Genomic DNA, 23,817 nt, shown 5'->3' with positions numbered 1-23,817 from the left:
CATGCCGACGAGGGTCATGGTCACCGGCGCCGCCGGACGGATCGGACGCGCGGTGCTCACCCTGCTCGCCGAGCGGGAAATCGAGACCAACGCCCTCGTCCTGGAGGACCCCGGTGACCTCCCCGCGCGACGGGTGGTCACCGGGGACGCGGGCGACGCGACGGCCGTACGGGACGCGCTCGACGGCGCCGACGCGGTCATCCATCTCGCGGCCGTCCCCAGCCCGCTGTACCTCACCGGACGGGAGGTCTTCGGCGGCAACACCCTCGCCACGTTCACCGTGCTGGAGGAGGCCGGGCGCGCCGGAGTCCGCCGTACCGCGCTCGCCAGTTCCTACGGTGTCACCGGCCTGCCCTGGACGGACGACCCGGACCCGCACCCCGCGTACTTCCCGCTGGACGAGGCGACGCCGTCCCAGGTGGCGGACGCCTACGGCCTGTCCAAACAGACCGACGAACTGACGGCCCGCATGATGGCGCGACGCCACTCCATGAGCGTGATCTGCCTGCGTTATCCGTACGTCGGAGGCTTCGACGAACGGCTGCCGGCCCACGCCGCGAGGCTCACCGAGGATCCGGCCGCCGGGGCGCGGGATCTGTGGACGTATCTGGAGACGCGCGACGCGGCGAGGGCGGCGCTGCTGGCCCTCGACGTACCCGGGCCGGGGGCCCACGCCGTCCATCTGTGCGCGCCCGAGACCATGGTGCCGTTCCCGACGGAGGAACTCCTGCGCCGCTACCACCCCACCACCCCGGTCCGCCGACCCCTGCCCGGACGCACCGCACCCGTGGACACCACGGCCGCGCGGCGACTGCTCGGCTTCACCGCGCGCCATCTGCTGAGCCCGTCCGGCGACTGAGGACGAACCGGCCACCTGACGTACCCGGTGAACCTTCCCACGGAGACCCGCATGGCCCTGTTCGACCTGCCCCTGGACCGGCTCACCGGCTACCGCCCCGACCGGGACGAGCCCGCCGACTTCGACAGCTTCTGGCGCCACACCCTGGACGAGACCGCCGCCCGGCCGCTCGATCCCGTGTACCGGCCCTACGACGCGGCGCTCACCACCGTGACCGCGTACGACACCGAGTTCACCGGCTACGGCGGCGACCGCGTACGTGCCTGGCTGCTGATCCCGGCCGGGATCCCGGCCCCGGTGCCCTGCGTGGTCCACTACCTCGGTTACGGCGCCGGCCGCGGCTTCCCGCACGACCATCTCGTCTGGCCCGCCGCGGGCCGGGCGGCGCTGGTGATGGACACCCGCGGCCAGGGCGCCACGAACCCGCGGAGCGCGGGGGCGACCGGGGACCCGCACGGCACCGCCGACCCACAGGCCGCCGGATTCGTCACCCGCGGCATCCTCGACCCCGCCGAGTACTACTACCGGCGGGTCTTCACCGACGCGGTGCGCGCCGTCGAGGCCGCGGCGGCGCATCCGGCCGTCGACGAGCGGCGGATCGCCGTCCACGGGGCCAGCCAGGGCGGCGCCGTCGCCCAGGCGGCAGCGGCGCTCCGGCCGGGACTCGAAGCGGCCCTGATCGACGTCCCGTTCCTCACCCATGTCCGCCGGGCCGTGGACATCACCGACCAGGATCCCTACCAGGAGGTCGTACGCTTCCTCGCGACCCAGCGCGTCCCGGAGACGGTCTTCCGTACGCTCTCCTACTTCGACGGCCTCAACTTCGCCGCCCGCGCCACCGTGCCCGCGCTGTACTCCGTCGCGCTCAGGGACACCGTCTGCCCGCCATCGACGGTCATGGCCGCGTACCACCACTGGGCGGGCGAGAAGGAGCTCACGGTCTACCCGTGGAACGGTCACGAGGGCGGCGCCGGCCGGCAGCGCGATGTGCAGCTGCGGTATCTGCGGTCGTCGGCCGGTAACCAGCCGGCAGGCACCGGGTAGTGGATCACGCTTCCGCTTCTGGCGCGGCGCCGCGATAAGGGAGAATGAGGCCATGGCGATGTGTAGGAAGTGCGGTACGCGGAAGCGTCGTTGGCCTCGGTCCTGCCCCCGGTGCCGTTCCGGGGCGGACCGCGCCGACACGGCAGCGGACGTCGCCGAGCTGGCGGTGGAGACGGGACTGCTCGGATGGATCGCGCGAGGGGTCACGGCGGCGGTGCGGCTGGTGCTGCGCGCGTTCTGATGGGGCCAACTCCCTTGCTCTGATGTGGAGTTGTGGTGGGATCTGCGTGGGAGTCGTGAGAGTTCCCGCAAGATTCCCGGGACTCGCCCACGGGGGCGGAAAACTCGTAGGGCTCACTCGGCGCTTTCGAACAGGCCGGGCGCCGACCCATGCGAGGGGAGACCGTTCAACGATGTTCACTCTGGTACGGAGCAGGGTACGGACGGCCGCGCTGGCGCTCTCGGCCGTGGCGGCCCTCGCCTTCGGCACGACAGCCACGCCCGGCGCCGCGGCGGCTCCCGCTTCCGCTTCGGCGAAAGAGGGGCCGGTCTCGGTGGCGTACGTCGAGGTGAACAACAACAGCATGCTCAACGTCGGCAAATACACCCTGGCCAACGGCGGCGGCAACGTCTTCGACGTCGCCGTGATCTTCGCGGCGAACATCAACTACGACACGGGCACGAAGGCGGCGTATCTGCACTTCAACGAGAACGTGCGGCGCGTCCTCGACAACGCCGCCACGGAGATACGGCCGCTGCAGCAGAAGGGCATCAAGGTCGTCCTCTCGGTCCTCGGCAACCACCAGGGCGCGGGCTTCGCCAACTTCCCGACCCAGCAGGCGGCTTCGGCGTTCGCGAAACAACTGTCGGACACCGTCGCCCAGTACGGTCTCGACGGCATCGACTTCGACGACGAATACGCCGAGTACGGCAACAACGGCACCGGCCAGCCCAACGACAGCTCGTTCGTGCACCTGGTGACGGCGCTGCGTGCGAACATGCCGAACAAGATCATCAGCCTCTACAACATCGGCCCGGCCGCGTCCCGGCTCTCCTACGGCGGCGTGAACATCTCGTCCAAGTTCGACTACGCCTGGAACCCGTACTACGGCTCCTGGCAGGTCCCCGGCCTCGCCCTGCCCAAGTCGAAGCTGTCACCGGCCGCCGTCGAGATCGGCCGCACCTCGCAGACCACGGCCGCCGACCTCGCCCGCCGCACCGTCAGCGAGGGCTACGGCGTCTATCTGACGTACAACCTCAACGGCGCCGATCGCAGCGCCGATGTCTCCGCGTTCACCAGGCACCTCTACGGCAGCGACGCCCGCTACACGCCGTAAGCCGCCCGCACGCCCCGGCGGGCGGTGCTCCTACAGCGGCACCGCCCGCCAACTGACCGTCGACATCGCCGCGGTGCCGCACCGCCCTGGCTCGCCTCACCCGGCTGCACCCCACAGGCGACACCCCCAGCGCCGGCTGACACGGAAACCACCGCGGCCCGCCGAGCCCGGCCGGGTGTGGGGTGGTCACTTCGATTCGAGTCGTCCCAGCGGGTGGGCATCAGCGGCGAGGGAGGCCTGTGCCGTGGCCCAGTCGGTGTGGTCGGTGCCGGTGACATGGCGCAGGTAGGCGAGGGTGACCTGCTGGACGAGGGCGACGCGGCCGGGACTCTCGTCGGTGGTCTCCGCTGCCCCGTAGCCGGAGATGCCCCCGAGGAAGTGCCGGCCACCGTAGACCGTCAGCAGGCTCTTGGCGCCGCGGCTGAGGGTGTACGGGTCGGTCGTCCAGGCCGGTCCTCTTGTGGAGAGCGGGAGTTCGTCCTTGTCGCCGGCCACGACGAGTCCCGGCGCGGTGATGTGGGAGAAGTCCTGCTCGCGCAGCCAGGGAAGATTCTCGTGGGCGAAGGGGGTCAGCTCGTCACCGCCCTTGCCGGCCGTGGCCAGTTGGACGCTGGCCATGACACGGGGGTCGGACAGATCCTCGGCGATGCCGGTCCGCGGGTCCTTGACGCGCAGACCCACGAGGATGCCCGCGGTCTGGCCGCCGAAGGAATGCCCCGCCGCGACGATGCGCCCCCGGTCCATCCGGCCGGCCAAACCGGGCACGGACGCCTCCAGGGTGTCGAGCTCGTCGAGGATCCGCTTCATGTCCTGCACGCGGTAACGCCACAGGTGGGCTTTGCGCGGGTCGTCCGTGCCGATGCCGAAGCGTGTGGAGTCGAGGTGAGTGGCCTGGATCACGACGAAGCCGTGGGAGGCCCAGTGGTCGACCAGGGGTGCGTAGCCGTCCAGGTCCGAGCCGAATCCGTGCGCGAACAGCACGATCGGCAGGCAGGTGCCGGAGACCGGCGCCGAGACGCGTACGTGTACGTGTGTGTGCGGGTCCTCGCCGCGCCGCGGTGAGGACAGGGCGATGGGTTTGACCGACACGGTCGGGGTGGCCGCCGGGCCGGTGAGGCTGGTCGTCCGGTGCGTAGTCATGCGAGTGCTTCTCTCAGGTGCGTGGGGCAGGTCAGATGATCTTGGGGTGGAGGGTGCGTGCGACGTTCGCTCCTCTCGCGTTCGCGCCTTCTCGCGTCACAAGACGAACCGGGAGAAAGCGCTCGGCGCGTCACGCAGCCATTACGCTAAAACCTGACGCCGACGTCAGAGGCAAGCCGGCTGAGGAAAACCACACAGGAGAAGACATGCGTGTCGGAGAACTCGCAGCCCGCACCGGCGTCAGCGTCCGCGCCCTGCGCTACTACGAAGAGCAGGGCCTGCTCAGTGCCGAGCGCAGCCCCAGCGGCCAGCGCCACTACCCCGAAAGCGCTGTCGAGCGCGTCCAGTTGATCCAGCAGCTGTACGCCGCCGGGCTGCCCAGCAGGACGATCGTCGAGCTCCTGCCCTGCGTCATCGACGGCCGCGCCACTCCCGCCCTGCTCAAGCGGTTGGAGGCGGAGCGCGAGCACGTCGACCGACGCGTCACCGATCTCATGCACGCCCGGGACCGGCTCGACTCGGTCATCAAATCCGCCGCCGGCAACATGCGCACCGGCACCCCCTGCCGGTGATGAGCGGCTACTGGCCGCCGCGCAGGTAGAGCGTGACCATGTTCACCAGTTCGTTCTCGAACGTCTCGACCGGGGTGGTCCGGGGGTAGGCCATGAGCTTGTGCGTGTTCGTCTCGACGGTGAACACGATCAGCTCGGCCGCGGTGCCGAGGTCCCGTACGCCGACGTCCGGGTGCCGGGCGAGGAGGTCACGTACCTGACCGACCCGGTTCTTTTCGTGCCGGTCGATCGTGTCGAGCAGTTCCCGCGAGAGCGGCGCCTCCTCGATCATGATCCGCAGCAACTGCGGATCGTCGCGGTGGTTGTCGATCGCATCACGGACCAGCGTCCGCACCGACGCCTCCAAGCTCCCGGCGGACAGATCGAGTTGGTCCGCCCGCGTCCACGTACCGCGGTCGATGTGCCGCACCAGCAGCTCGGCGAGGATGGCGTCCTTGTTCGGGAAGTACTGGTACAGCGAGCCGATGGAGATCCGGGCGCTTTCGGCGATGCGGTTCGTGGTGCCGGCGGCGTAACCGTGTTCGGCGAAAACGTGAGCAGCGGCGGTGAGGATGCGCTCGCGGGTGAGTTCGGCGCGTACCTGGCGAGGCTTGCGACGTGGCTGAAGACGGCGGTCGGCCGACGGCACCGGGAGGTCCTCCTCGGGGGCGAAAAGCGAGTAGCCAAAAGCTGAGCTTTTACTCAGAATACTGCCATGAGCTGCGGAAACAGTACCGCCCTCGATTTCGGTGACGTGTCGCGCCCCTCGCCGGGCCGCCTGGGCCGGTCCGCCCCAGGCCGAGAGGAATCCTTGTGAAGCAACCGAATCAGTTGAGCACCTCGCACCGGCTGACGACGGTGGACGAGGTCGAGACGACCATCGGCCGCCCGGCGCCGCCGGTCATGCTCAAGCAGATCAGCGCCCTCGACGAGGGCTGCCGGACCGTACTCGCCCGGTGTCCGATCGCGGCCTTCGGCTACCGGGATGCCGACGGCACCAGCAGGACGACCTTCATCGGCGGTACGCCGGGGTTCGCGCGCGTCCACTCGCCCACGCGGATCTCGTTCTCCCTGCCCGAGTCCGGCGACCCGCGCGGTCCGGTCTCGTTCTTCTTCCTCCTGCCGGGAGTGGGGGAGATCCTGCGCGTCAACGGTTCGGTGGCCGCGCGGAAGGGCGCGGAGACGACCGTCGACATCGAGGAGGCGTACGTGCACTGCGCGCAGGCCGTCCTCCGGTCCCGACTGTGGCAGCCGCCCGCCGTCACCCGCGAACTCGCCGAGCCGGCCCCCGAGTTCGCGGGTGACGGGCCCTTGCGCGGGCCTGGCGTCGCCGAGTTCCTGGCCGCCGCACCGTTCCTCGCGCTGTCCACGGGGGACTCCTCCGAGGGGAGCGACACCAGTCCGCGCGGGGACCGGCAGGCGGTGGTGCGGATCCTGGACGGTCGCACGCTCGTCATCCCGGACCGGAAGGGCAACAAACGCGCCGACACGCTCCACAACCTGCTGCGGGACGACCGGCTCTCGTTCGCCGCGCTCGTTCCGGGGCGCAGCGGTGTGCTGCACGTCCGCGGGCGCGGCACGATCACCGATGATCCCGCGCTGCTGGAGACGATGGCGCTACGCGGGATGCCCCCGCACCTGGCGCTGCTCATCGACGTCGAGCACGCCGAGGTGACCGGCAACGACGCCGTGGCACGCTCGCGGCTGTGGACGCCCGACGCGCATCTCGACCGCGGCACGGTGCCGGATCTGATGGCGCTGGCGGGAGAACACCTCGCCGCCAACTCGTCCAGGGGCGACGGCGGTCCACCCGCGTTCCTGCTGAAGGCCGTCGGGGCGATTCCGGGGATCAACCGGCTGCTGCGACTGGCGGGGGACCGCCTCTACCGGTCCGGGCTGCGGAAGGAGGGTTACGAGGACATCGAGCCCGCCGCGCGCGGTCGGCGCCGCGGCTTCCTGCGACGGCGTCCTGCCGATCGCGCCGTTCCCGCGGGCGACGGCAGGACGGAGAACCCTCTGCGGGAAGTGCGCGTCGCCGAGGTGCGCGGGGAGACGGCGAGCGCGGTCACCCTCGTACTGGAGGACGTTGGCGAGAACCCGGGATCGTTCGACTTCAGGCCCGGCCAGTTCTTCACGCTCGTCGCCGACATCGACGGCCGCCCGGTGCGACGGGCCTACTCGGCCTCGTCGGCGCCCGGGGCGCCCAGGCTGGAGGTCACCGTCAAACACGTCGATGGCGGCCGGTTCTCCACCCACGTACATCGACATCTCCGTGCGGGGGACCGCCTCGCGGTGCGCGGCCCGTCGGGATCCTTCCATGCCGAGCCACGGTCCGGGGACGAGCTCGTGCTCGTCGCGGCGGGCAGCGGCGTGACGCCGATGATGAGCATGATCCGTACGCGGCTCGCCGTCCGTCCGGACCGCGGCGGCCGGATCGCGCTGCTCTACAGCAGCCGCAGCGCGGACGAGATCATCTTCGCCGACGAACTGACGCGGCTGGCGCAGGGCGATCCCGACCGGCTGTCGGTCACCCACGTCCTGACCCGCCGGGACGGGCGTCTCGACGCGGACGGCGTACGTCGTTGGGTCACCGGCCTGTCCCCGGCCGGTGACGCCCACTACTACCTCTGCGGTCCCGAACCGCTGATGGACACCGTGCGGAGAGCCCTGAACGGGCTTGGAATCCCTGACGAGTTGGTGCACCACGAGCGCTACACCAGCGGAGTGGACACCGGGGCCGCGACGACGGCGCCGCAGGAGATGACCGTCGAGGAGAACGGGCACCCGGTCGGCACGGCCGTGGTCGAACCTGGCCAGACGCTGCTGGACGCGGGACTCGCGGCGGGGCTGACGATGCCGTACTCCTGCACGGTGGGGAACTGCGGCGACTGCATGGTGCGGCTCCGCGGCGGAGAGGTCACGCAGAATGAGCCGAACTGCCTGACGCCACAACAGAAGGCCGACGGCTACGTGCTGACGTGTGTGGGCTGCCCGCTGACGAAGGTCACCCTCAACATCACGGACCCGTGATCGGTGCGGGCGAGGCCGTTGATCACGGACTGGGTCGGCGCCGCGAAGGCACCGGCCAACGCGCCCTGGGCGAACCCGATCGAGGCGAGCCCCGTCAGGCCGCTTCGGGCTAGGGCGTGTTTTAGAAGTAGCGTCGTCCGCCCACTGGGCGGGGCCCACGGCGTCTGGTGCGTGCGATCGCAAGGCGGAGGATCATCCTCGTACTGGACGTACTTGGATGACTCCGACAACGCAGCGAGCGCGCGTGCCAGGCGTCGTGGGCCAGACGGGACTTCTAAAACACGCCCTTGCGGGCCAGGAGGCAGGCGTGCGGTCTTTTCACGCGTCCGCCGGGCTCCTGCTCCAGTCTCGCGGTGACGACGAGTCCGGCCTGGCCCAGCAGGTCGACCACGCGGTCCAGGGGCAGGAGGTACGACTCGTAGGACACCGGACGGCCATAGCCGTGGGTCGGCCGCAGCCGCTCATCGCCGACGTAGTCTCCCCAGAGCAGGTAGCCGCCGGGCGCGAGCGTGCGGTGGAACTCGGCGAACACCGTCGGCAGCCACCGCGGGGGCGTGTGATGGGTGGAGTACCAGGCCAGGATGCCGCCGAGCTCGTCGTCCCCCGTCTCCAGCGCGGTCATCGAGCCCTCGGTGAACCGCAGGTTCGGATAGGCGTGCCGGGCCAGCCCGATCATCTTCGGCGACAGATCGACGCCGAAGGCGGACACCCCCAGCCCGGCCAGGTGCGCCGTCACGCGCCCGGGGCCGCACCCCAGATCCGCGACCGGCCCCGGACCGGCTGTCCGCACCAGTTCGGCAAACCCCGCCAGCATCGCGCGTGACAGCGGGTCCATCTCGGCCGGAGTCGGGACGCGTTCGACGTAATCGGCGGCGACCGTGTCGTACGACTCGCGGACGGCGGTGAGAAAGGAGGGCTCAGCCATGCGGGCGACCCTAGACCAGGCAACTGACAGACTATGTGACGGTCTTGAGTCCACCTGCGCGCCATCCTCCGCTGCCGACACCCGGCCGTCACACCACGCCAGTGATCGTTCGCGGTCACGGCACCAGCGCTCGTAGTCCTGGGCCAACTCCTCTCAGCGAATGCCGCGAAGCGCGGAATCATCGTCGTGCCAGGCCCGACCTATGCTGAGCCAATGTCCGACAGCGGCGCACCACCGAGCAGTTCGGGCACTGAAGAGCCTGGCGTCGACGCGGAACTTCCCGCGACCGTGCGTATCGCCGGGGTTGTGTTGAGAAGGGTGGAGAGCCCTCCCTCGCTGGCCTGTTGGGCCGGCGACTTTCCGGAGCCGGCAGGCGCGGTCGAGACCGGGATAAGTCTGGTGATCGAGCCGGCCGCCCCGCCGGAAGAGGCCACCCTCCATTTCGCTCACGACATCGTGAGCCGTTTCGATGTCTTCGCCGACCAAGCTCTGGAGTACTGCCGCACCCGACTCCGGGAATCGCACTTCGAACTCACCGCCGAGGAACTGGCCTGGCTGGACCTTCCGGAGCTGCCACATCGCTGGGCTCTGCCGAGGAATGCCCGGACTTCCCCTGACAGCAAGGGCGTTGGCCTTCTGGCTGGTCCGGTGCCTTCGCACGCTGTCCGCGCCAGGCAGCGGTGGCCCCACTTTCTGAACTGATCGGTGCGGAAGTGCTACAGTCCTCTCCGTCGGGATCGGTACCGATCGGTGCTTAAGCGTGCGACTGCCCTTGTCGCCGACGGCCAGGCCCAGTTCATGCCCAGGGCGCGGCGGAGCGCTCACCCATCGGGGCAACCGCCCATGCGCTGCCGGTCCGTGGCTACCGAGAACGCCGAAAGCACCAGACAACGCAGAGGAGTTCCGCATATGAGCCCCAAGAAGTCCGACGACCCCGAGCTCTCCCGGCGACCCAGCAGACGCAACGTGCTCGGCGTCACCGCTGGTGCCGGGGCTGCCGCTCTGCTCGGCATGCAGGGCGGTGCCGCAGTCGCCGCGCCGAGGGCGAAGGCGATACGGACACCGGTGATCGAAGGGTTCAAGAGCCGCTTCGCCGAAGTCAACGGCACGCGGCTGCACTATGTCACCGGTGGCCAGGGTGACCCCCTGGTCCTGCTCCCCGGGTGGCCACGCACCTGGTACCAGTTCCACAAGATCATGCCGTCACTGGCACGGCGCTACCAGGTGATCGCCCCGGACCTGCGCGGAATGGGCGACTCCGACAAGCCCGCCGACGGGTACGACAAGAAGACCATGGCCCGGGACATCTACGAGCTGCTCCGGACCCTCGGACACCGCCAGGCGTACATCGCGGGCGAGGACATCGGGTCGCAGGTCGCCTTCAGCTTCGCCGCCAACCACCCCGAGGCGACCCGCAAGGTCGCTCTGTGGGAGACCGGGCATCCCACCGAGATATTCAACGAGATACGCATGCTGCCCCAGCCGGGCCAGCCGGCGCCGTGGTGGTTCGCGTTCAACGTGATCGACCAGTTGCCCGAGCAGCTCCTTGAGGGGCGGTTCCGGTTTGTCGTCGACTGGCTGATCGACTTCCAGGGCGGGGACCCCAGGGCCTTCAGCGAGAAGGCGCGGGCCATCTACGCCGCCGCGTACGACACGCCGGACGCGATCCGCGGGGGGAACGGCTGGTACCAGGCCTTCCAGCAGGACATCACCGATCTCAAGGACTACCCGGTACTGACCATGCCCGTGCTCGCAATCGGCGGCAAGTACTACGACCTCCTTCTCGCGCAGATGGAGGGATTGGCGGCGGACGCACGCTACGTCGAGTTCAAGGGGGCGGGTCACTACCTCGCGGAGGAACGCCCCGCCGACGTCGTGCGGGAACTCACCGCCTTCTTCGGGTAACCCCAGGGGGCCGGTCTTCAGACCGGCCCCCCAACTCCCGTTCTTTGTCCGGCTGTTGACGCTCAGTACGTTCCTGCCACCGTGATCGGCGTCCCGCTCGGCTCCCTCGGCCCGGTGCCGCTGCTCGGCCTCACCGCGATACGTACGAGCGCCGGACGCTCAGCCCGCGCGAACCCGTTTCCGGTAGCGCAGCGGCGGCTCTCCCGTCTCACGTTTGAACGCGGTGCTGAAGGCGCTCTCCGAGGCGTAACCCAATGCGGATGCCAGGGCCCCGACGTTGTCGTTCCCGTCCCGCAGGGCGCGCCGTGCCAGCAGCATGCGCCAGCGGTTGAGGTAGGTGAGGGGCGGCATACCCGCGACGGAGCGAAAGCGCGTGGCGAATGCCGTACGTGACATGGCTGCCGTCCGCGCCAGTGTCTCCAGCCGCCAGGCCGTGCCCGGTTCGCAGTGCATGAGGGTCACGGCCGCGCGCAGCCGTTCGTCGGTCAGCAGCCGCAGCCAGCCAGGAGGAAGCGCGGCTTGGCCGAGATAGACGCGCAGAATGTCGAGGACCAGCAGCTGTCCGTGCTGGCGGACGGCGAAGGCGGAGCCGACGCGGTTGCCGGTCACCTCGTCGAGAAGGTGCTCCAACCGGGCGCGGAGCGGGACGGTGGTGCTCGCGGCCCGTACATGTCCCACCGGCGGGAGCGCCTGCAGGAGCAGGGATTCGCCGATCGCGTTGAGGGACACGTGACCGCCCAGGAGGGAATCGGCACCTTCATCGTCGCCAAGGGGGGAACTCGTGCTTGTCACGTCGATCTCGTACGGGACCTGGTCCGCCGGGCCTCCCCGTACCTCCAGCCACGTCTGGTTGTTCAGGATGGCGACATCGCCGGCCTGGAGGGTGAGCGGCTCGGGGGCGCCACTGGAGGTCAGCCGGGCCTGCCCGCGAACGACCGCGAGGAACTTCAAGGTGGGGGGAAGGGAGCCGCGGGCCACCCAGGCGCGCTCCCGCGGGACGGCGAGGCTGCTGGTCATGAGCCCCTGGATCTCGATGAGGTCAAAGACCTCGGACAGCGGGTCACTCAGCATGCTTGAACGATTGCGAAAGAAATGCGAACTGTCAATTATTCACCGTGCGGACCGGCGGTCATAGCGTGGTGCCATGAACCACAAACAGCGTCCTCTCGGTTCCGGCTTCACCGCGGCCTCCACGGCCAAGGAGGTCATCGCCGGAATCGACCTGGCCGACAAGAACGTGATCATCACCGGCGGCCATACAGGGATCGGCCTGGAGGTCACCCGTGCTCTGGCCGGGGCCGGTGCGTCGGTGACGACGGTCTCTCGAAACCCGGACCGCGCCGAGCGGGCCCTGGCGGGGATCGGGAACGTCGAGGCCGACCGGCTGGACCTGCTGGACCCGGCGTCGATCGACGCTTTCGCGGCGCGTCGGCTCGAAACCGGCCGCCCGCTCCACCTCTTGATCAACAACGCCAGCGTGCCATCTCCCGCGCGGCGAACCGTGGACGCCCGCGGCTACGAAGTCCAGTTCGCGACCAACCACCTCGGCCACTTCCAACTGACCCTCGGTCTGCTGCCCGCCCTGCGCGCCGCGCGCGGCGCCCGGGTCGTCAACGTCACCTCCGGCGCCCAGCGCCTGTCCGGCATCCACTGGGACAACCTGCACTTCGCCACCGACTACGAGCCGACCATGGCCTACGCCCAGTCCAAGACGGCCAACGTGCTCTTCGCCGTCGAGCTGGACCGCCGCTGGGCCCAGGCCGGCATCCGTGGATACGCCACCCACCCGGGCATCGTCGTCGGCACCGGCCTCAACGGCGCCGCGGGCGAGGAGAGTCTGCGGGCCATGGGACTGATCGACGAGTCCGGCCGGCCGGTCATCGACCCCGAGCGGGAGAGGAAGACGCCGCGACAGGGGGCCGCCACCGTGGTGTTCGCGGCCACCAGCCCCCTTCTCGCCGACATCGGCGGCATCTACCTCAGGAACAGCGACATCTCCGAACTGGACGACGAGCCGAAGGCGTTCGACCCGCGGCACCCCAACTCCACTGTCACGTCCCACTCCATCGACCCGGAATCCGCCCGGCGCCTCTGGCGACGGAGCGAAGAGCTACTGGCGTCGCCACGGGCGCGTCGGTTTCCCGGAGCAGTTGGGGCCCCGTAGGTGAGGCGCCGGTTGGCCGGACAGGACATCGGCGGCCGGAGCCGGCGGGACCTTGACGAGGCGGCGGGGGAGCCGTCAAGTAACCGTCAAGGTCAGCGGGGGCCGGCCATCAAGTTGGGACGTGACGCTGAGCAGGTCATCAACACCTGCCATGAAAGGCGTTCCAGTGGCTGAGCTCCTGTACCGGCTGGGGGCCGCGGCGGCCCGTCGCCGGCTCATCTTTCTGTTGACCTCGCTGGCCGTGCTGGCTGGGGCGCTCATCTTCGCGTTCTCTTCATCCGGCTCGTTCGCGCCCGGTCATTCGATTCCCGGTTCCCCGGCGCAGGTCGCTCTGGAGAAGGCGAACCGGCACTTCCCCGAAGAGGGCGGGATCGAGGGTGACGTCCTGTTCGTCGCTCCCAACGGGGCGAAGATCAAAGACGATTCAGTCGTCCGGCAGCTGCGCGCCGTCATGGAGCGGATGCGGGCCGAGGACCTGGTCGCGGACGTGAGCGATCCGCTGGAGAGGGTTTCGGAGGACGGCCGGGTGGCGGTCGCCTCGGTCCGTATCGACCTGGAGCAGGACGCCGAGGTCGAGCCCGCTCAGCAGGAGGCGGTACGGGCGAGCGGCGCGGCCTTCAACGAGCGGTTCAACGACCAGGGCGGACGTGTCATCTTCGGCGGCGACGCCTTCGAGGAGGAACTCGCCCCGTTCGGCACCCCTGAGGCCATCGGCATCGGGGTCGCTCTGCTCGTCATGCTGATCACGTTCGGATCCGTCGTCGCGGCCGGGATCCCGATCCTCACGGCGGTCCTCGGCGTGGGAGGCTCGGTCGCCGGCACGCTTCTGGCCACCGCCCACTTCGACGTTTCCCAGAATGCGCTGACCCTGGCGATCATGCTCGGCCTCGCCGTCGGTATCGACTACGCCCTGCTCATCGTCTCCCGGCACCGTGCGCAGCTGACCCGCGGGATGCCGATGGCCGAGTCGATCGCGATGGCCACGGCCACCGCGGGCAGCGCCGTACTCTTCGCCGGTCTCACCGTGATCATCGCCTTGGCCGGCCTGACCCTCGCCGGGGTCCCGATGCTCACCTCCATGGGCCTGGCGGCGGCCGGTGCGGTCGCCCTGGCCGTTCTTCTCGCCCTGACAGCGCTCCCCGGCGTCATGTCGCTGGCGGGTGACAGGCTCCGGCCCAAGCCGTCGTCCCGCGCCGCCCGTCGCGCGCTCGACACGGAATCGCGCGGTCTCGCCGTACGTTGGGTCGACGCCGTGATCCGGCATCCCCGTAAGGTCCTGGTCGCCGTCGTCCTCTCTCTGGCCGTGATCGCCGTCCCCGCCGCGCAGTTGCGGCTGGCCCTGGCCGACAACGGTTCCGCGGCGAAGACTTCCGAACCGCGGCAGGTCTACGACCTCATCGCCGGCGCGTTCGGCCCCGGTGTCAACGGCCCGCTGCCCGTACTTGTCGAGGGTGACTCCGTCGCCGAGATCAACTCCACCGCGGAGAAGGTCATCGACGCCGTCGAGCCGATGTCCGGCATCGCTGAAGTGAGCGACCCGCTCATCGCTCCCGACAAGCAGGCCGCGGTGGTCAGCATCGTGCCCGCCACCGGCCCCAACGCCGAGGCCACCAGCACCCTGGTCGGCGACCTGCGCGCCGCGCTCGTCCCCATCGGCGCGCAGACCGGCAGCTATGTCGCGGTGACCGGTATGACCGCCATCAGCATCGACGCCGTGGACAAGACCAGCGGCGCCCTGCTGCCCTTCACCGTCGTCGTGGTCGGCCTGTCCCTCCTCCTGCTGCTGATCGCCTTCCGGTCCTGGACGATTCCGCTCAAGGCCACCGCGGGCTTCCTGCTCTCGGTGGGCGCGGCATTCGGTGCCATGGTGGCCGTCTTCCAATGGGGCTGGCTGGCCGGGGTGTTGGGAGTACCGCTCGTGGGTTCGGTCCCCAGCTTCGTACCCATCATCGTCATGGCAGTCCTCTTCGGCCTGGCCATGGACTACGAGGTCTTCCTCGTCTCCGCGATGCGCGAGCACTACGCCCACCACGGCAACGCGCACGAGGCGATCAGGGCGGGCGGCCGCAACGCCGGGCGTGTGGTCGTGGCAGCGGCGGCGATCATGATCACCGTCTTCTTCAGCTTCCTGTTCTCACACGATCCCAACGTCATGCCGATCGCGTTCGCCCTGGCTTTCGGAGTTCTCGTCGATGCCTTCCTGGTGCGCCTCACCCTGGTCCCCGCCGTGCTGAAGCTCCTGGGCGACCGTGCCTGGCGACTCCCGCACTGGCTGGACCGGGTGGTGCCTAAGGTGGACGTCGAAGGTCAGGCCCTCGCCAAGAACGAACCCGCCGCTCGCGAGCCCGAACTGGTCGGCTGACAACACCGCGTACTGAACCGGAACGGAGGCAGCGGATGGCTGATACCGAGCATCCCGACCGCGTACTCGTGGTCGACGACGATCCAGGAATCCGCGGTCTGCTGACCTCCGCTCTGCGCTTCGCCGGCTACGAGGTGGACGTGGCAGCCGACATCCCAGAGGCACTTGAGCAAGTGCGGACCTTTCAGCCGGACGTCGTCGTGCTCGACGTGATGCTGCCGGGGGGAACCGGATTCGACGTACTCGCCATGCTCAGGTCGCGGTCGATCGGAGTGCCGGTGCTGTTCCTCACCGCGCGGGACGCGGTCGAGGACCGGGTGCGTGGACTGCGGCTGGGCGGGGACGACTATGTGGTCAAGCCGTTCAGCGTCGTGGAGATCGGGGCGCGGATCGAGGCACTGCTGCGCCGTGCGCGCGGCAACGCCGTGCCCGCCGGCTCGGCTCTGACCTTCCACGATCTGTCGCTGGACCCGGGGCGTCACGAGGTCCGTCGCGGTGAGCGACTGGTGAAGCTGTCGCCGACCGAGTTCAAGTTGCTGCACGTCCTCATCACCCATCCGGGGCAGGTGCTGTCCAAGACACAGATCCTCGAAGCGGTCTGGCAGTACGACTTCGGTGGTGACTCGGTCGTCGTGGAGCGGTTCATCTCCAACTTGCGCCGCAAGATTGACGACGGACACGAGCCGCTGATCCACACCGTGCGGGGCGTCGGTTACGCCCTGCGGCACGAGCGGGGACCGGGCCACGAGGGGACCACCGGGCGATGAGGCGGCGCTGGCGCCGATGGCAGGCGGGTATCCGTGGCCGGTTGCTCGTGGGCTTTCTGATGCTTTTCGTTTTTGCCCTCGGCGCCAGCACCGCCCTGACCGGGTTCCTGGCCAACGACTACATCCACGATCGGTCCGTCGACAAACTGCGCGACGACGAGCGCCGGATCGGCGTGCTGATCCGTTCCGCCCCGCAGACCATCAACTCGGATCAGTTCGAGACCATGCTCGGCCCGCCCCTCGGCACCATGGGACTGGACGAGGACGACCACATCCTGTTCGCCATCGGGACGAGCGCCGGAAGGGAGTACGAGCTCGCCCGGCTCGCGAAGAACGCGGACCCGGGCGAGATCATGGAGACCGGAGACGACGTGGTGGCCGTACTGATCACCACACCTGGTATGCGGATCACCTACTCCGACAGAGGCACTGACGACGTCGCTCGGATGATCCTCGTGAACGACCCGAACGTCGACAGGAACACCGTCGTCGGTTTCATCGGGAGCATGGCGACGATCGCGTTCGTCTCGGTGATCGTCCTGATGGCGCTGGGCCTGGTCGTACTGCACATCGGCCTGCGTCCCCTGACCGAGATGGCGCAAGCGGCCGATGCCATCGCCGAAGGGTCGCGCGACGAACGACTGCCCGTATCGAACCGGGGCACCGAGACCGACATGCTGGCGGCGGCGACCAACCGCGCCTTCGACGCGCAGGCCCGCGCCGAGGACCGGGCGAGAACCTTCGCCGCCGACGCCTCGCACGAACTGCGCACCCCGCTCGCCACGATCTCCGGCTGGCTGGAGCTCTACCGGCAGGGCGGCCTCGGAGGCGACGACGTCGAGCAGGTGTTTGTCCGGATCGAGGACGAGGTGGGCCGGATCCGGCTACTGGTCGAAGAGCTGGGACTGCTCGCCCGCCTGGACACCGGCCGGCCCCTCAACAGCCACCCGCTCGACCTGGCAACGCTCGCCGAGAGCGTGGTCGAAGACGCACGCGTGATCTACTCCAGCCTCGACATCACCCTGGACACGCCGCCGGACGGGCTCCCGGTGCTCGGCGACGAAGCCCGGCTGCAGCAGGTCCTCCGTAATCTGGTGGGCAACGCCGTCCAGCACAACCCGCCCGGCACCCAGGTCGGTTTGACCCTGTACCACCGCGGTGACGAGGCGTGCGTCGACGTCATCGACAACGGCTCGGGCATACCCGCCGCTGACATCCCGCGCCTGTTCGACCGCTTCTGGCGCGCCGAGGCCAGCCGGAGCCGCGCCTACGGTGGCTCAGGCCTTGGTCTGGCGATCGTCCAGGCCATCGTCCGCGCCCACGGCGGCCGGGTGACCGTGAACTCCGAGGTCGGGCGCGGCACCACGGTGACCCTGCACCTGCCCACCGCGCGGCTTTGACGATGTCGTCGCGGGCGGCCTTACGAACTCGCGGCCGTCTCGATGACGGACAGCGCTGCCACGGCATCGGCCGCGTCGACGGGAGCCGGTGTCCGGTTCGTGATCGCCGCCGCGACCCCGGAGTAGAAGGAGGGGTAGTCTCCTGCCGCGACGGGGACCCGCTCCTCACCGTCGGGACCGCTGATGGTGATCGCTCTGCTCGTGTCCATTCCATACCCGGCATCGTTCGGCCGCTGCCCGCCCATGAGCTGCGCCTCCTGAGGGTCGAGGCCCCAGACCGTCGCGACGGCCCTTGAGCCCACGACGCGAAATCGCGGCCTGGGGGCGGATGCCACCGCGCTCATCCACAACCGGCTGCGTACACCGCTTCCGTGGTGAAGCGTGACGAAGCTGTCGTCGTCGTTGACCGCACCCGGCCGGCGCCGGTCGAGCTCCGCGTGAACTTCCTCGACCGGCCCGAACAACTGGAGGCACTGATCGATGAGATGAGGGCCGAGGTCGTACAGGATGCCACCACCCTCACCGGGGGCCGTGGTGTCCTTCCACTCCGTTCCCCGCTCCGGCTTCCACCATTCGAAGGCCGTCTCGAACTGGTGGACATCTCCGAGGCGGCCCGTGCTGATGATCTCCGAGAGGGTCAGGAAGTCGCCGTCCCAGCGCCGGTTCTGGAACACCGTCAGCAGCCGGCCCGCCTCGTCCGCGGCCCGAATGAGGGTCCGCGCGTCATCGGCTCTCACCGTGACGGGCTTGTCGGTGACCACGTCCAGGCCGGCCGAGAGAGCGCGCAGAGCCAGCGGAAGGTGGGTGCTGTTCGGGCTGCCGATGACGACGAGGTCGAGATCCGCCGCGGCGGCGAACAGATCGTCGGGGCTCGGCACGATTCTTGTGGCTGGATACGCGGCGGTGGCCGCCGCCGCGCGAGCGGGGTCGGAGGTGACGATCATGCTGAGGTCGAAGGCAGGGTCGGCGGCGACGAGTGGCGCGTGGAAGACACGTCCTGAGACGCCGAAGCCGATTATCGCGGTGCGGATGGGCATGCGGGTGCTCCGTCCTTACTGGGGGCCGAGGGCGGCCGGAAGCGATGCCACGATCAGATCCACCTCGTCGTAGATTTCCTCGGGGATGGCCACGGTGGTCGCCGCGACGTTCTGCTCGATGCGTTCGGGGCGCGAGACGCCCACGACGGTGCTGGCGATGCGGGGATCCCGGACGGAGAACTGGACGGCGAGAGCGGCCAGGGGGATGTCCGCCTCCGAGCAGAGCGCCTCGATGCGGCGGATCGCCGCGAGAAGCTCTTCGGGCGCGTCGCGATATCCGTAGCGGGTTGACGCGTGGGTGCCTGACGCGAGGATTCCGCCGCCGAACACCGCCGCGTTCACCACGCCCATTCCCAGGTCGCTCGCCTGGTCGATGAGGCGGCCGGCGTTGCGGTTCACCAGGGTCCACCGATTGTGGGTGAGCAGTACGTCGAAGATCCCGGTGGAGACGTACCGGGAAATGACCGACGTATCTCCGCCCGCCACCCCGATGGCGTGCGCGATTCCGGTCTCCTTGAGTTCACGCAGTACCTCGACCGCTCCTCCGGGACGCATGGCCTCCTCGAAGGTCGTGTTCTCGGGATCGTGCAGATATACGAGCGGGACGCGGTCGATTCCAAGTCGCTCAAGACTTCCCGCGATCGACCGGCGCATCTGCTCCCCGGAGAAGTCGCCGGTGTCGAGGTCACGCGTGATCTTGGTCGACAGAAGGTATCCATCGGGCAGGCCGCCGACTTGGGCGAGCGCGGTTCCGATGCGTCGCTCCGACTCCCCACCGCTGTACGCGGCGGAGGTGTCCAGTGCGCGCACGGCTCCGGTGAGAGCGGCGCGCGCCGTGGCGACGCCGCTCTCGTACGACACCTCGTATCCGAAGTTCTTGGGCATCGAACCCAGCGGGGCTCCGCCGATCGTCAGCGGTGTCACTTCCAGGCCGGTGGCACCGACCGCCCTCAATGGCGTGTTCGTCATCGCGCCGGCACCGTCTTCCACTCGAAGAAGTCCTCCGCACCTGGTTCCAGATGCGCTGTCGCCAACTCACGGTCGATCTCGATCCCCAGCCCGGGTGCGTCGCCGACCGTCACATGGCCGTTCACGACGATCGGGTCCCCGAGCCCTGAGACCATCTCGTACCACCAGGGTTCACGCGCCACCGGGTATTCGAACGCGATGAGATTGTCCGGGAGCACCGCGCTGACCTGGATCAGCGCCGCGAGTCCCAGCAGTCCGCTGCTGACTCCGTGCGGTGCGATCTGGATTCCGTAGAGGTCGGCGAATTCGGCGATCCATTTCAGCTCGGCGAGTCCGCCGACGTCTCCGGGGTCGGGGCCGATGATCCGAACGGCCCGGCGGTCGATCAGTTCGCGGAAGTTCTGGCGCAGATAGATCTGTTCGCCGGTGTGGGTGGGAATGATGGTCGATCCGGTGATCTCGTGATAGCCGTCAACCTCGCCCCACGGCACGAAGTCTCCGGTCAGCAGGTCCTCGGCCCAGGCGATGTCGAAGGGTTCGAGCCGGCGCAGGACGGTGATGGCGTCGGAGACGGTCCACCCCGGTCCCATGTCCAGTGCGAGGCGCCGATCGGGCCCCAGTACGTCCTTCATCGCCGCTACACAGTCGACGACATGGGCCAGCGCGTTGGGCGTCACCGGACCCCGATTCGGATGCAGCGGGCCGGTGCGCAACTCGTTGTAGAGGAAATCGGGAGTGTTGGGCGCCATGAAACCGTGAAGTCCGACGCCTTCCTTGAAGATGCTGAAGCCCTCGGGCGCCGCGGCGCTGTAGGCCATGGCATCCGCGTAGTCCTGAGGAGTGTGGCCTTCGAGCGGACGTCGTACACCACCGTTGTAGACACGGATCCGGTCGCGGACCTTTCCTCCCAGCAGCCGGTGAATCGGGAGTCCGGCGGCTTTTCCGGCGATGTCCCAGAGAGCGATCTCGATGGCTGAGACCATCGCTCCCCACGGCTTGGATCCCCCCAGCCGGCGGATTCGGATCATGCAGCGTTCGACCTCGGTCGGGTCGCATCCGATGAGGAGTTCGCGCGATATCCCGAGGGTGGACACGACATTGGCCTTCGTGTATTCGACCTCGGCGAATCCGTCGATGCCTTCGTCGGTCACGACCCGCACGACGGGGCTCTCCCCGATACGGGCACAACGGATGTCCGTGATTCTCATCCCTTGACCGCTCCTCCGGTGAGACCGCCGATGAAGTGGCGTTGCAGCAGCACGAACAGGATGATGACCGGAACGGTCAGCACCACCGAGGCGGCCATGGTCGCTCCCCAGTCCACGTTGAACTCCGTGGCGAATTCGGTCAGTGCGACCGGCCCTGTGCGCGCGGCTGTTGAGGATGTCAGTACGGAGGCGAAGAGGAACTCGTGCCAGGACTGAAGGAAGGCGAACATCCCCGCGGCGACCAGACCCGGGAAAATCACCGGGAGCGTGATGTAGGTGACGGCGTCGAGACGGTTTCCTCCGTCGATCTGCGCCGCCTCCTCCAGCTCTATCGGAACCGCAGCGATCTGGTTACGCATCATCCAGGTCACGAGGGGGACGGTGATCACCAAGTGCGCCATGGCGACGCCTACCACGGAGTCGAGAAGATTCAGCGACCTGATGATCTGGTAGAGGGGCAGCAACACCACCGTGAGCGGAACCACTTGCCCAAGCAGAAGGAACAGCGCGAGCGGTCGTGACGAGCGGAAACGGAAGCGCGCGAGGGCGTACCCGGCACTGAAGCAGAAGATCAGGGTCGCTATAGCGGCGAGGAGTCCCACGATCAGTGAGTTCAGAAGTGCCCGCAGTGTGTTCGAGCTGGTGAATACGGTGACGTAGTTCTGCAAGGTCCATGAGTCGGGAAGGAGATGGGCGTTGGCGGAGTAGATTTCCGATGAGCCCTTGAACGAGGTGAACAGCACCACGGCGACCGGCCCCAGGCTCCACACGAGAAGTGCGGCGAGCAGGAACCACATCCCGAATCCGGTCGCGATTCGCGTCGCGGATCGTCGACTCATGACTGCTCCCGAAGGTCTGTGCGCATGGTCCGAGCGAACAGAACGGCGCAGACAGTTCCGATGGCGAGCTGCAGAATTGAGACCGCATACACCAGAGAGTCATCACCGTTCTGGAAAGCCTGGTACAGCAGGATGGGCAGGATCGTGGACGCCCCGGCGGGTCCTCCGCTGGTGGTGACCCAGATGATGGTGAAGGAGTTCAGGGCCCATATCGCCAGGTTCAGCGCGGCGACCGCGGTCGTGGTGCGGATGCCGGGAAGCGTGATGTACCAAAGAATCTTGAGGGAGGAGGCGCCGTCGAGGCGAGCGGCTTCGTAGCGTTCCTCGGGAATGCCGGCCAGTGCGGCGGACACCATCAGGACGACGAACGGCGCTGTCACCCATATCTGGATCACCATGACCGACCAGAGAACCATTGAGGGGTCCGACAGCCAGTGAACGGGCTGCGAGACGATACCCAGGTCCATCAAATAGCGGTTGACCAGCCCGTAATCGGTGGACAGGCTCCAGCGCCAGATGGTCGCTCCGACAACGCCGGGGATGATCCAGGGCACCATGATCAAGCTGCGCCACAGTCCGGAGAGCCGTATCTGCTTCGCTCGGAGAACGATGCCGCCGGCGTAACCGATGACCATCGCCCCGATGGTGGCGCCGACTGTCCATTTGACTGTGTTGAACATGACTTGGGCGAAGTCGGGGGTCGAGAAAAGGCGGGTCAGACCGGAGCCGCCGTCGCCGACGACCCTGACGACGGTCGAGACGATCGGGATGACGAACATGAGGGCCGTGAGAATGAGCGCCGGCATCATCAGCCCGACCGGGCGCCCGGTGCGACGGCGACGCTTCGGCCGGGTCACGGTAGTGGATTCCGCAGAACTCATCAGGTCACCTTGGGTCGAGGTCATCGGCCGAGCGCCTTGTCCGCCTGGGCGACGATGTTCTTCGCTGCCGCGCTGCTCGACCGCTGCCCAAGACCGACTTTCTGGGTCTCGTTGTGCACGCCTGGAATGGTGGCTGTCCAGCGGGGATCGTCCGGAGCCGGGGTGGAGTGGTCGGTGAGTTGCCGGACGTACGGCTCGCGCAGTTCGGTCTGGAACTTCGCGTCCTTGAACGCGCTGAGCCGGGCGGGGAAAGTCAGCGTCAGAGCAGCCATGTTGGCCGGCTTACCGAGGAAGGCGACCAGTTTCTCCGCCGCGTCCTTGTGCTGGGCCTTGGCCGGCACGATATAGGCCCATCCACTTCCCTGGGCGGTACCGACCGAGCTTGCGTTCGGACCCGGCAACTCGGCCGTGGCGATGGGTGCTTTGTGCGTGACCGCGTCATCCACGTCGAAAACACCGCCTTGATACATCGCGACTCGTCCCTGCAGGAACAGTTCATGGATGGCGGTGTTGTCCAGTTCGAACGAGCTCGGGCTGGCCCAGCCCGCCCTGATGGATCCACCGATGAGATCCAGGGCGTTCTTGACCGAGGGCTCGGTGAGCTCCGGCGCCCCGTTCTTGATCGTCGACCCGTCGGAGATCGCGAAGTCCAGCAGGCGCAGGGTCAGGTCACTCGGATCCCCCTGCATCGGCCAGGCGGTCCCGACGACATTTCCCTTGGTGAGCCTCTTGGCGTCTTCCTCGAATTCGGCCCAGGTTCTGGGCGGGGAGTCGATTCCGGCGGCTTCGAAGAGGTCGGGGTTGTAGATCAGGGCGTTTGTCGCCCAGCGGTAGGGCACGGCATACGTCTTGCCCTGATCGGTGAGCGATTCGACAAGTCCGGGGGCGAAGTCGGACTTCGGCGTGGCGGGTCCGTACTGGCCGCTGAGGTCCGTCAACTGACCTTTTCGGGCATAGCCCTTGATGCGGGAGGTCGACTCGGTGATGACGTCGGGAACGTCTCCGGAGTTCAGTGCGACGGAGGTGCGATTGGCGACCGTGTCACCTGTCGTCTTGACCAGATTGACGGTGGCGCCGGAGTTCTCCTTTTCGAAGGCCGTGACCAGTTTCTTGGCCGTGTCGTAGTCCCAGTCCGGAACCCACCAGGTGACGGCGTCCGCGTTCGAGGAATTGTTGGCGATGTTGTAGGTCACCGTTCCGGCCATCGCCAGGATCACCGCCGTGGTCGCCGCGATGAAAGCGGCCGTTCTGGGGAGGACTGCCATAGTCGGCTCCATTGCTCCATTGCTCGAATGCCACGGTCCAGTGCGGGTCGACATTGAACGCGAGAGCAATGATGCAAATGTAATTACAGGATGTCAACCCATCGGGGTGTGCGACGTGGACGTCCGGCGGCGGC

General features: G+C 68.3%; 22 protein-coding genes. 12 read left to right on the top strand and 10 right to left on the bottom strand.

Features of this window, described 5'->3' with window-relative positions; all coding sequences use genetic code 11:
• The first annotated feature begins 1 nt into the window (after position 1).
• The 4 genes from OIE74_RS03110 to OIE74_RS03095 all read left to right on the top strand — a co-directional run bounded on the left by OIE74_RS03110 (position 2) and on the right by OIE74_RS03095 (position 3,240).
• Positions 2–859, top strand: a complete 858-nt coding sequence (locus tag OIE74_RS03110) for an NAD-dependent epimerase/dehydratase family protein (protein ID WP_329378133.1) — start codon at positions 2–4, stop codon at positions 857–859.
• Positions 860–910: 51 nt separating this feature from the next.
• A complete protein-coding gene (locus OIE74_RS03105; protein WP_329378130.1) occupies positions 911–1,903 on the top strand; it encodes an acetylxylan esterase in 993 nt (330 codons plus the stop codon).
• 52 nt (positions 1,904–1,955) lie between these two features.
• A complete protein-coding gene (locus tag OIE74_RS03100; protein ID WP_329378128.1) occupies positions 1,956–2,144 on the top strand; it encodes a hypothetical protein in 189 nt (62 codons plus the stop codon).
• 172 nt (positions 2,145–2,316) lie between these two features.
• A complete protein-coding gene (locus tag OIE74_RS03095) occupies positions 2,317–3,240 on the top strand; it encodes an endo-beta-N-acetylglucosaminidase H (RefSeq protein ID WP_329378126.1) in 924 nt (307 codons plus the stop codon).
• Positions 3,241–3,426: 186 nt separating this feature from the next.
• Here the strand turns inward: OIE74_RS03095 and OIE74_RS03090 are convergent, their stop codons facing one another.
• Positions 3,427–4,380: an alpha/beta hydrolase family protein gene (locus OIE74_RS03090; RefSeq protein WP_329378123.1), complete on the bottom strand. Its 954-nt coding sequence runs from the start codon at positions 4,378–4,380 to the stop codon at positions 3,427–3,429.
• Positions 4,381–4,586: 206 nt separating this feature from the next.
• On the opposite strand from OIE74_RS03090, the gene OIE74_RS03085 reads away from it, so the two are divergent.
• On the top strand, positions 4,587–4,952 hold the full coding sequence (locus OIE74_RS03085) for a MerR family transcriptional regulator (RefSeq protein WP_329378121.1): 366 nt from the start codon (positions 4,587–4,589) through the stop codon (positions 4,950–4,952).
• A 7-nt stretch (positions 4,953–4,959) separates the two neighbouring features.
• Here the strand turns inward: OIE74_RS03085 and OIE74_RS03080 are convergent, their stop codons facing one another.
• Positions 4,960–5,580, bottom strand: coding sequence for a TetR/AcrR family transcriptional regulator (locus OIE74_RS03080; RefSeq protein ID WP_329378119.1), 621 nt, complete (start codon positions 5,578–5,580; stop codon positions 4,960–4,962).
• Positions 5,581–5,744: 164 nt separating this feature from the next.
• Here OIE74_RS03080 and OIE74_RS03075 point away from each other — a divergent pair, with 164 nt between their 5' ends.
• Positions 5,745–7,961, top strand: coding sequence for a 2Fe-2S iron-sulfur cluster-binding protein (locus OIE74_RS03075; RefSeq protein ID WP_329378117.1), 2,217 nt, complete (start codon positions 5,745–5,747; stop codon positions 7,959–7,961).
• 274 nt (positions 7,962–8,235) lie between these two features.
• Here the strand turns inward: OIE74_RS03075 and OIE74_RS03070 are convergent, their stop codons facing one another.
• Positions 8,236–8,886, bottom strand: a complete 651-nt coding sequence (locus OIE74_RS03070; protein WP_329378115.1) for a class I SAM-dependent methyltransferase — start codon at positions 8,884–8,886, stop codon at positions 8,236–8,238.
• Positions 8,887–9,099: 213 nt separating this feature from the next.
• Between OIE74_RS03070 and OIE74_RS03065 the strand changes: the two genes are divergently transcribed.
• The gene (locus OIE74_RS03065) at positions 9,100–9,588 is read left to right on the top strand and encodes a hypothetical protein (RefSeq protein WP_329378113.1); all 489 of its coding nucleotides are present in this window, start codon (positions 9,100–9,102) and stop codon (positions 9,586–9,588) included.
• Between the two features lie 207 nt (positions 9,589–9,795).
• Positions 9,796–10,791, top strand: a complete 996-nt coding sequence (locus tag OIE74_RS03060) for an alpha/beta fold hydrolase (protein ID WP_329378110.1) — start codon at positions 9,796–9,798, stop codon at positions 10,789–10,791.
• Between the two features lie 159 nt (positions 10,792–10,950).
• Here OIE74_RS03060 and OIE74_RS03055 read toward each other — a convergent pair whose 3' ends face one another.
• Positions 10,951–11,862 (bottom strand): helix-turn-helix transcriptional regulator, encoded by a 912-nt coding sequence (locus tag OIE74_RS03055; protein ID WP_329378108.1) that lies wholly within the window; start codon positions 11,860–11,862, stop codon positions 10,951–10,953.
• A 73-nt stretch (positions 11,863–11,935) separates the two neighbouring features.
• On the opposite strand from OIE74_RS03055, the gene OIE74_RS03050 reads away from it, so the two are divergent.
• The 4 genes from OIE74_RS03050 (at position 11,936) to OIE74_RS03035 (ending at position 17,484) form a co-directional block, all read left to right on the top strand.
• A complete protein-coding gene (locus tag OIE74_RS03050; RefSeq protein ID WP_329378106.1) occupies positions 11,936–12,955 on the top strand; it encodes an SDR family NAD(P)-dependent oxidoreductase in 1,020 nt (339 codons plus the stop codon).
• A 166-nt stretch (positions 12,956–13,121) separates the two neighbouring features.
• Positions 13,122–15,317, top strand: a complete 2,196-nt coding sequence (locus OIE74_RS03045; RefSeq protein ID WP_329378104.1) for an MMPL family transporter — start codon at positions 13,122–13,124, stop codon at positions 15,315–15,317.
• A 35-nt stretch (positions 15,318–15,352) separates the two neighbouring features.
• On the top strand, positions 15,353–16,084 hold the full coding sequence (locus OIE74_RS03040) for a response regulator transcription factor (protein ID WP_329378102.1): 732 nt from the start codon (positions 15,353–15,355) through the stop codon (positions 16,082–16,084).
• 59 nt (positions 16,085–16,143) lie between these two features.
• A complete protein-coding gene (locus OIE74_RS03035) occupies positions 16,144–17,484 on the top strand; it encodes a sensor histidine kinase (RefSeq protein ID WP_329378100.1) in 1,341 nt (446 codons plus the stop codon).
• 20 nt (positions 17,485–17,504) lie between these two features.
• Here OIE74_RS03035 and OIE74_RS03030 read toward each other — a convergent pair whose 3' ends face one another.
• The 6 genes from OIE74_RS03030 to OIE74_RS03005 are packed head-to-tail and all read right to left on the bottom strand — an operon-like array spanning position 17,505 to position 23,683.
• Positions 17,505–18,521, bottom strand: coding sequence for a Gfo/Idh/MocA family protein (locus tag OIE74_RS03030; protein WP_329378099.1), 1,017 nt, complete (start codon positions 18,519–18,521; stop codon positions 17,505–17,507).
• 15 nt (positions 18,522–18,536) lie between these two features.
• Positions 18,537–19,490 (bottom strand): aldo/keto reductase, encoded by a 954-nt coding sequence (locus tag OIE74_RS03025; RefSeq protein ID WP_329378097.1) that lies wholly within the window; start codon positions 19,488–19,490, stop codon positions 18,537–18,539.
• On the bottom strand, positions 19,487–20,698 hold the full coding sequence (locus tag OIE74_RS03020; RefSeq protein ID WP_329378095.1) for a mandelate racemase/muconate lactonizing enzyme family protein: 1,212 nt from the start codon (positions 20,696–20,698) through the stop codon (positions 19,487–19,489). The genes OIE74_RS03025 and OIE74_RS03020 overlap by 4 nt, the downstream gene beginning before the upstream one ends.
• Positions 20,695–21,537, bottom strand: coding sequence for a carbohydrate ABC transporter permease (locus OIE74_RS03015; RefSeq protein WP_329378093.1), 843 nt, complete (start codon positions 21,535–21,537; stop codon positions 20,695–20,697). Before OIE74_RS03015 ends, OIE74_RS03020 begins: the two co-directional genes overlap by 4 nt.
• The gene (locus OIE74_RS03010; protein WP_329378091.1) at positions 21,534–22,442 is read right to left on the bottom strand and encodes a carbohydrate ABC transporter permease; all 909 of its coding nucleotides are present in this window, start codon (positions 22,440–22,442) and stop codon (positions 21,534–21,536) included. Before OIE74_RS03010 ends, OIE74_RS03015 begins: the two co-directional genes overlap by 4 nt.
• Positions 22,439–23,683: an ABC transporter substrate-binding protein gene (locus OIE74_RS03005; RefSeq protein WP_329378089.1), complete on the bottom strand. Its 1,245-nt coding sequence runs from the start codon at positions 23,681–23,683 to the stop codon at positions 22,439–22,441. Before OIE74_RS03005 ends, OIE74_RS03010 begins: the two co-directional genes overlap by 4 nt.
• Positions 23,684–23,817 lie beyond the last annotated feature (134 nt).

Source organism: Streptomyces sp. NBC_01716, assembly GCF_036248275.1.
Taxonomy (GTDB): Bacteria; Actinomycetota; Actinomycetes; order Streptomycetales; family Streptomycetaceae; genus Streptomyces.
This window is presented reverse-complemented; position numbering and strand designations above follow the sequence as displayed.

What these genes read in the sequence shown, in the direction of transcription:
- OIE74_RS03010 (WP_329378091.1), bottom strand. Translation starts at nt 22,442, where the DNA reads ATGACCTCGACCCAAGGTGACCTGATGAGTTCTGCGGAATCCACTACC.
- OIE74_RS03040 (WP_329378102.1), top strand. Translation starts at nt 15,353, where the DNA reads ATGGCTGATACCGAGCATCCCGACCGCGTACTCGTGGTCGACGACGAT.
- OIE74_RS03110 (WP_329378133.1), top strand. Translation starts at nt 2, where the DNA reads ATGCCGACGAGGGTCATGGTCACCGGCGCCGCCGGACGGATCGGACGC.
- OIE74_RS03025 (WP_329378097.1), bottom strand. Translation starts at nt 19,490, where the DNA reads ATGACGAACACGCCATTGAGGGCGGTCGGTGCCACCGGCCTGGAAGTG.
- OIE74_RS03035 (WP_329378100.1), top strand. Translation starts at nt 16,144, where the DNA reads ATGCTTTTCGTTTTTGCCCTCGGCGCCAGCACCGCCCTGACCGGGTTC.
- OIE74_RS03095 (WP_329378126.1), top strand. Translation starts at nt 2,317, where the DNA reads ATGTTCACTCTGGTACGGAGCAGGGTACGGACGGCCGCGCTGGCGCTC.
- OIE74_RS03090 (WP_329378123.1), bottom strand. Translation starts at nt 4,380, where the DNA reads ATGACTACGCACCGGACGACCAGCCTCACCGGCCCGGCGGCCACCCCG.
- OIE74_RS03065 (WP_329378113.1), top strand. Translation starts at nt 9,100, where the DNA reads ATGTCCGACAGCGGCGCACCACCGAGCAGTTCGGGCACTGAAGAGCCT.
- OIE74_RS03050 (WP_329378106.1), top strand. Translation starts at nt 11,936, where the DNA reads ATGAACCACAAACAGCGTCCTCTCGGTTCCGGCTTCACCGCGGCCTCC.
- OIE74_RS03100 (WP_329378128.1), top strand. Translation starts at nt 1,956, where the DNA reads ATGGCGATGTGTAGGAAGTGCGGTACGCGGAAGCGTCGTTGGCCTCGG.
- OIE74_RS03020 (WP_329378095.1), bottom strand. Translation starts at nt 20,698, where the DNA reads ATGAGAATCACGGACATCCGTTGTGCCCGTATCGGGGAGAGCCCCGTC.
- OIE74_RS03060 (WP_329378110.1), top strand. Translation starts at nt 9,796, where the DNA reads ATGAGCCCCAAGAAGTCCGACGACCCCGAGCTCTCCCGGCGACCCAGC.
- OIE74_RS03105 (WP_329378130.1), top strand. Translation starts at nt 911, where the DNA reads ATGGCCCTGTTCGACCTGCCCCTGGACCGGCTCACCGGCTACCGCCCC.
- OIE74_RS03015 (WP_329378093.1), bottom strand. Translation starts at nt 21,537, where the DNA reads ATGAGTCGACGATCCGCGACGCGAATCGCGACCGGATTCGGGATGTGG.
- OIE74_RS03005 (WP_329378089.1), bottom strand. Translation starts at nt 23,683, where the DNA reads ATGGCAGTCCTCCCCAGAACGGCCGCTTTCATCGCGGCGACCACGGCG.
- OIE74_RS03055 (WP_329378108.1), bottom strand. Translation starts at nt 11,862, where the DNA reads ATGCTGAGTGACCCGCTGTCCGAGGTCTTTGACCTCATCGAGATCCAG.
- OIE74_RS03070 (WP_329378115.1), bottom strand. Translation starts at nt 8,886, where the DNA reads ATGGCTGAGCCCTCCTTTCTCACCGCCGTCCGCGAGTCGTACGACACG.
- OIE74_RS03030 (WP_329378099.1), bottom strand. Translation starts at nt 18,521, where the DNA reads ATGCCCATCCGCACCGCGATAATCGGCTTCGGCGTCTCAGGACGTGTC.
- OIE74_RS03085 (WP_329378121.1), top strand. Translation starts at nt 4,587, where the DNA reads ATGCGTGTCGGAGAACTCGCAGCCCGCACCGGCGTCAGCGTCCGCGCC.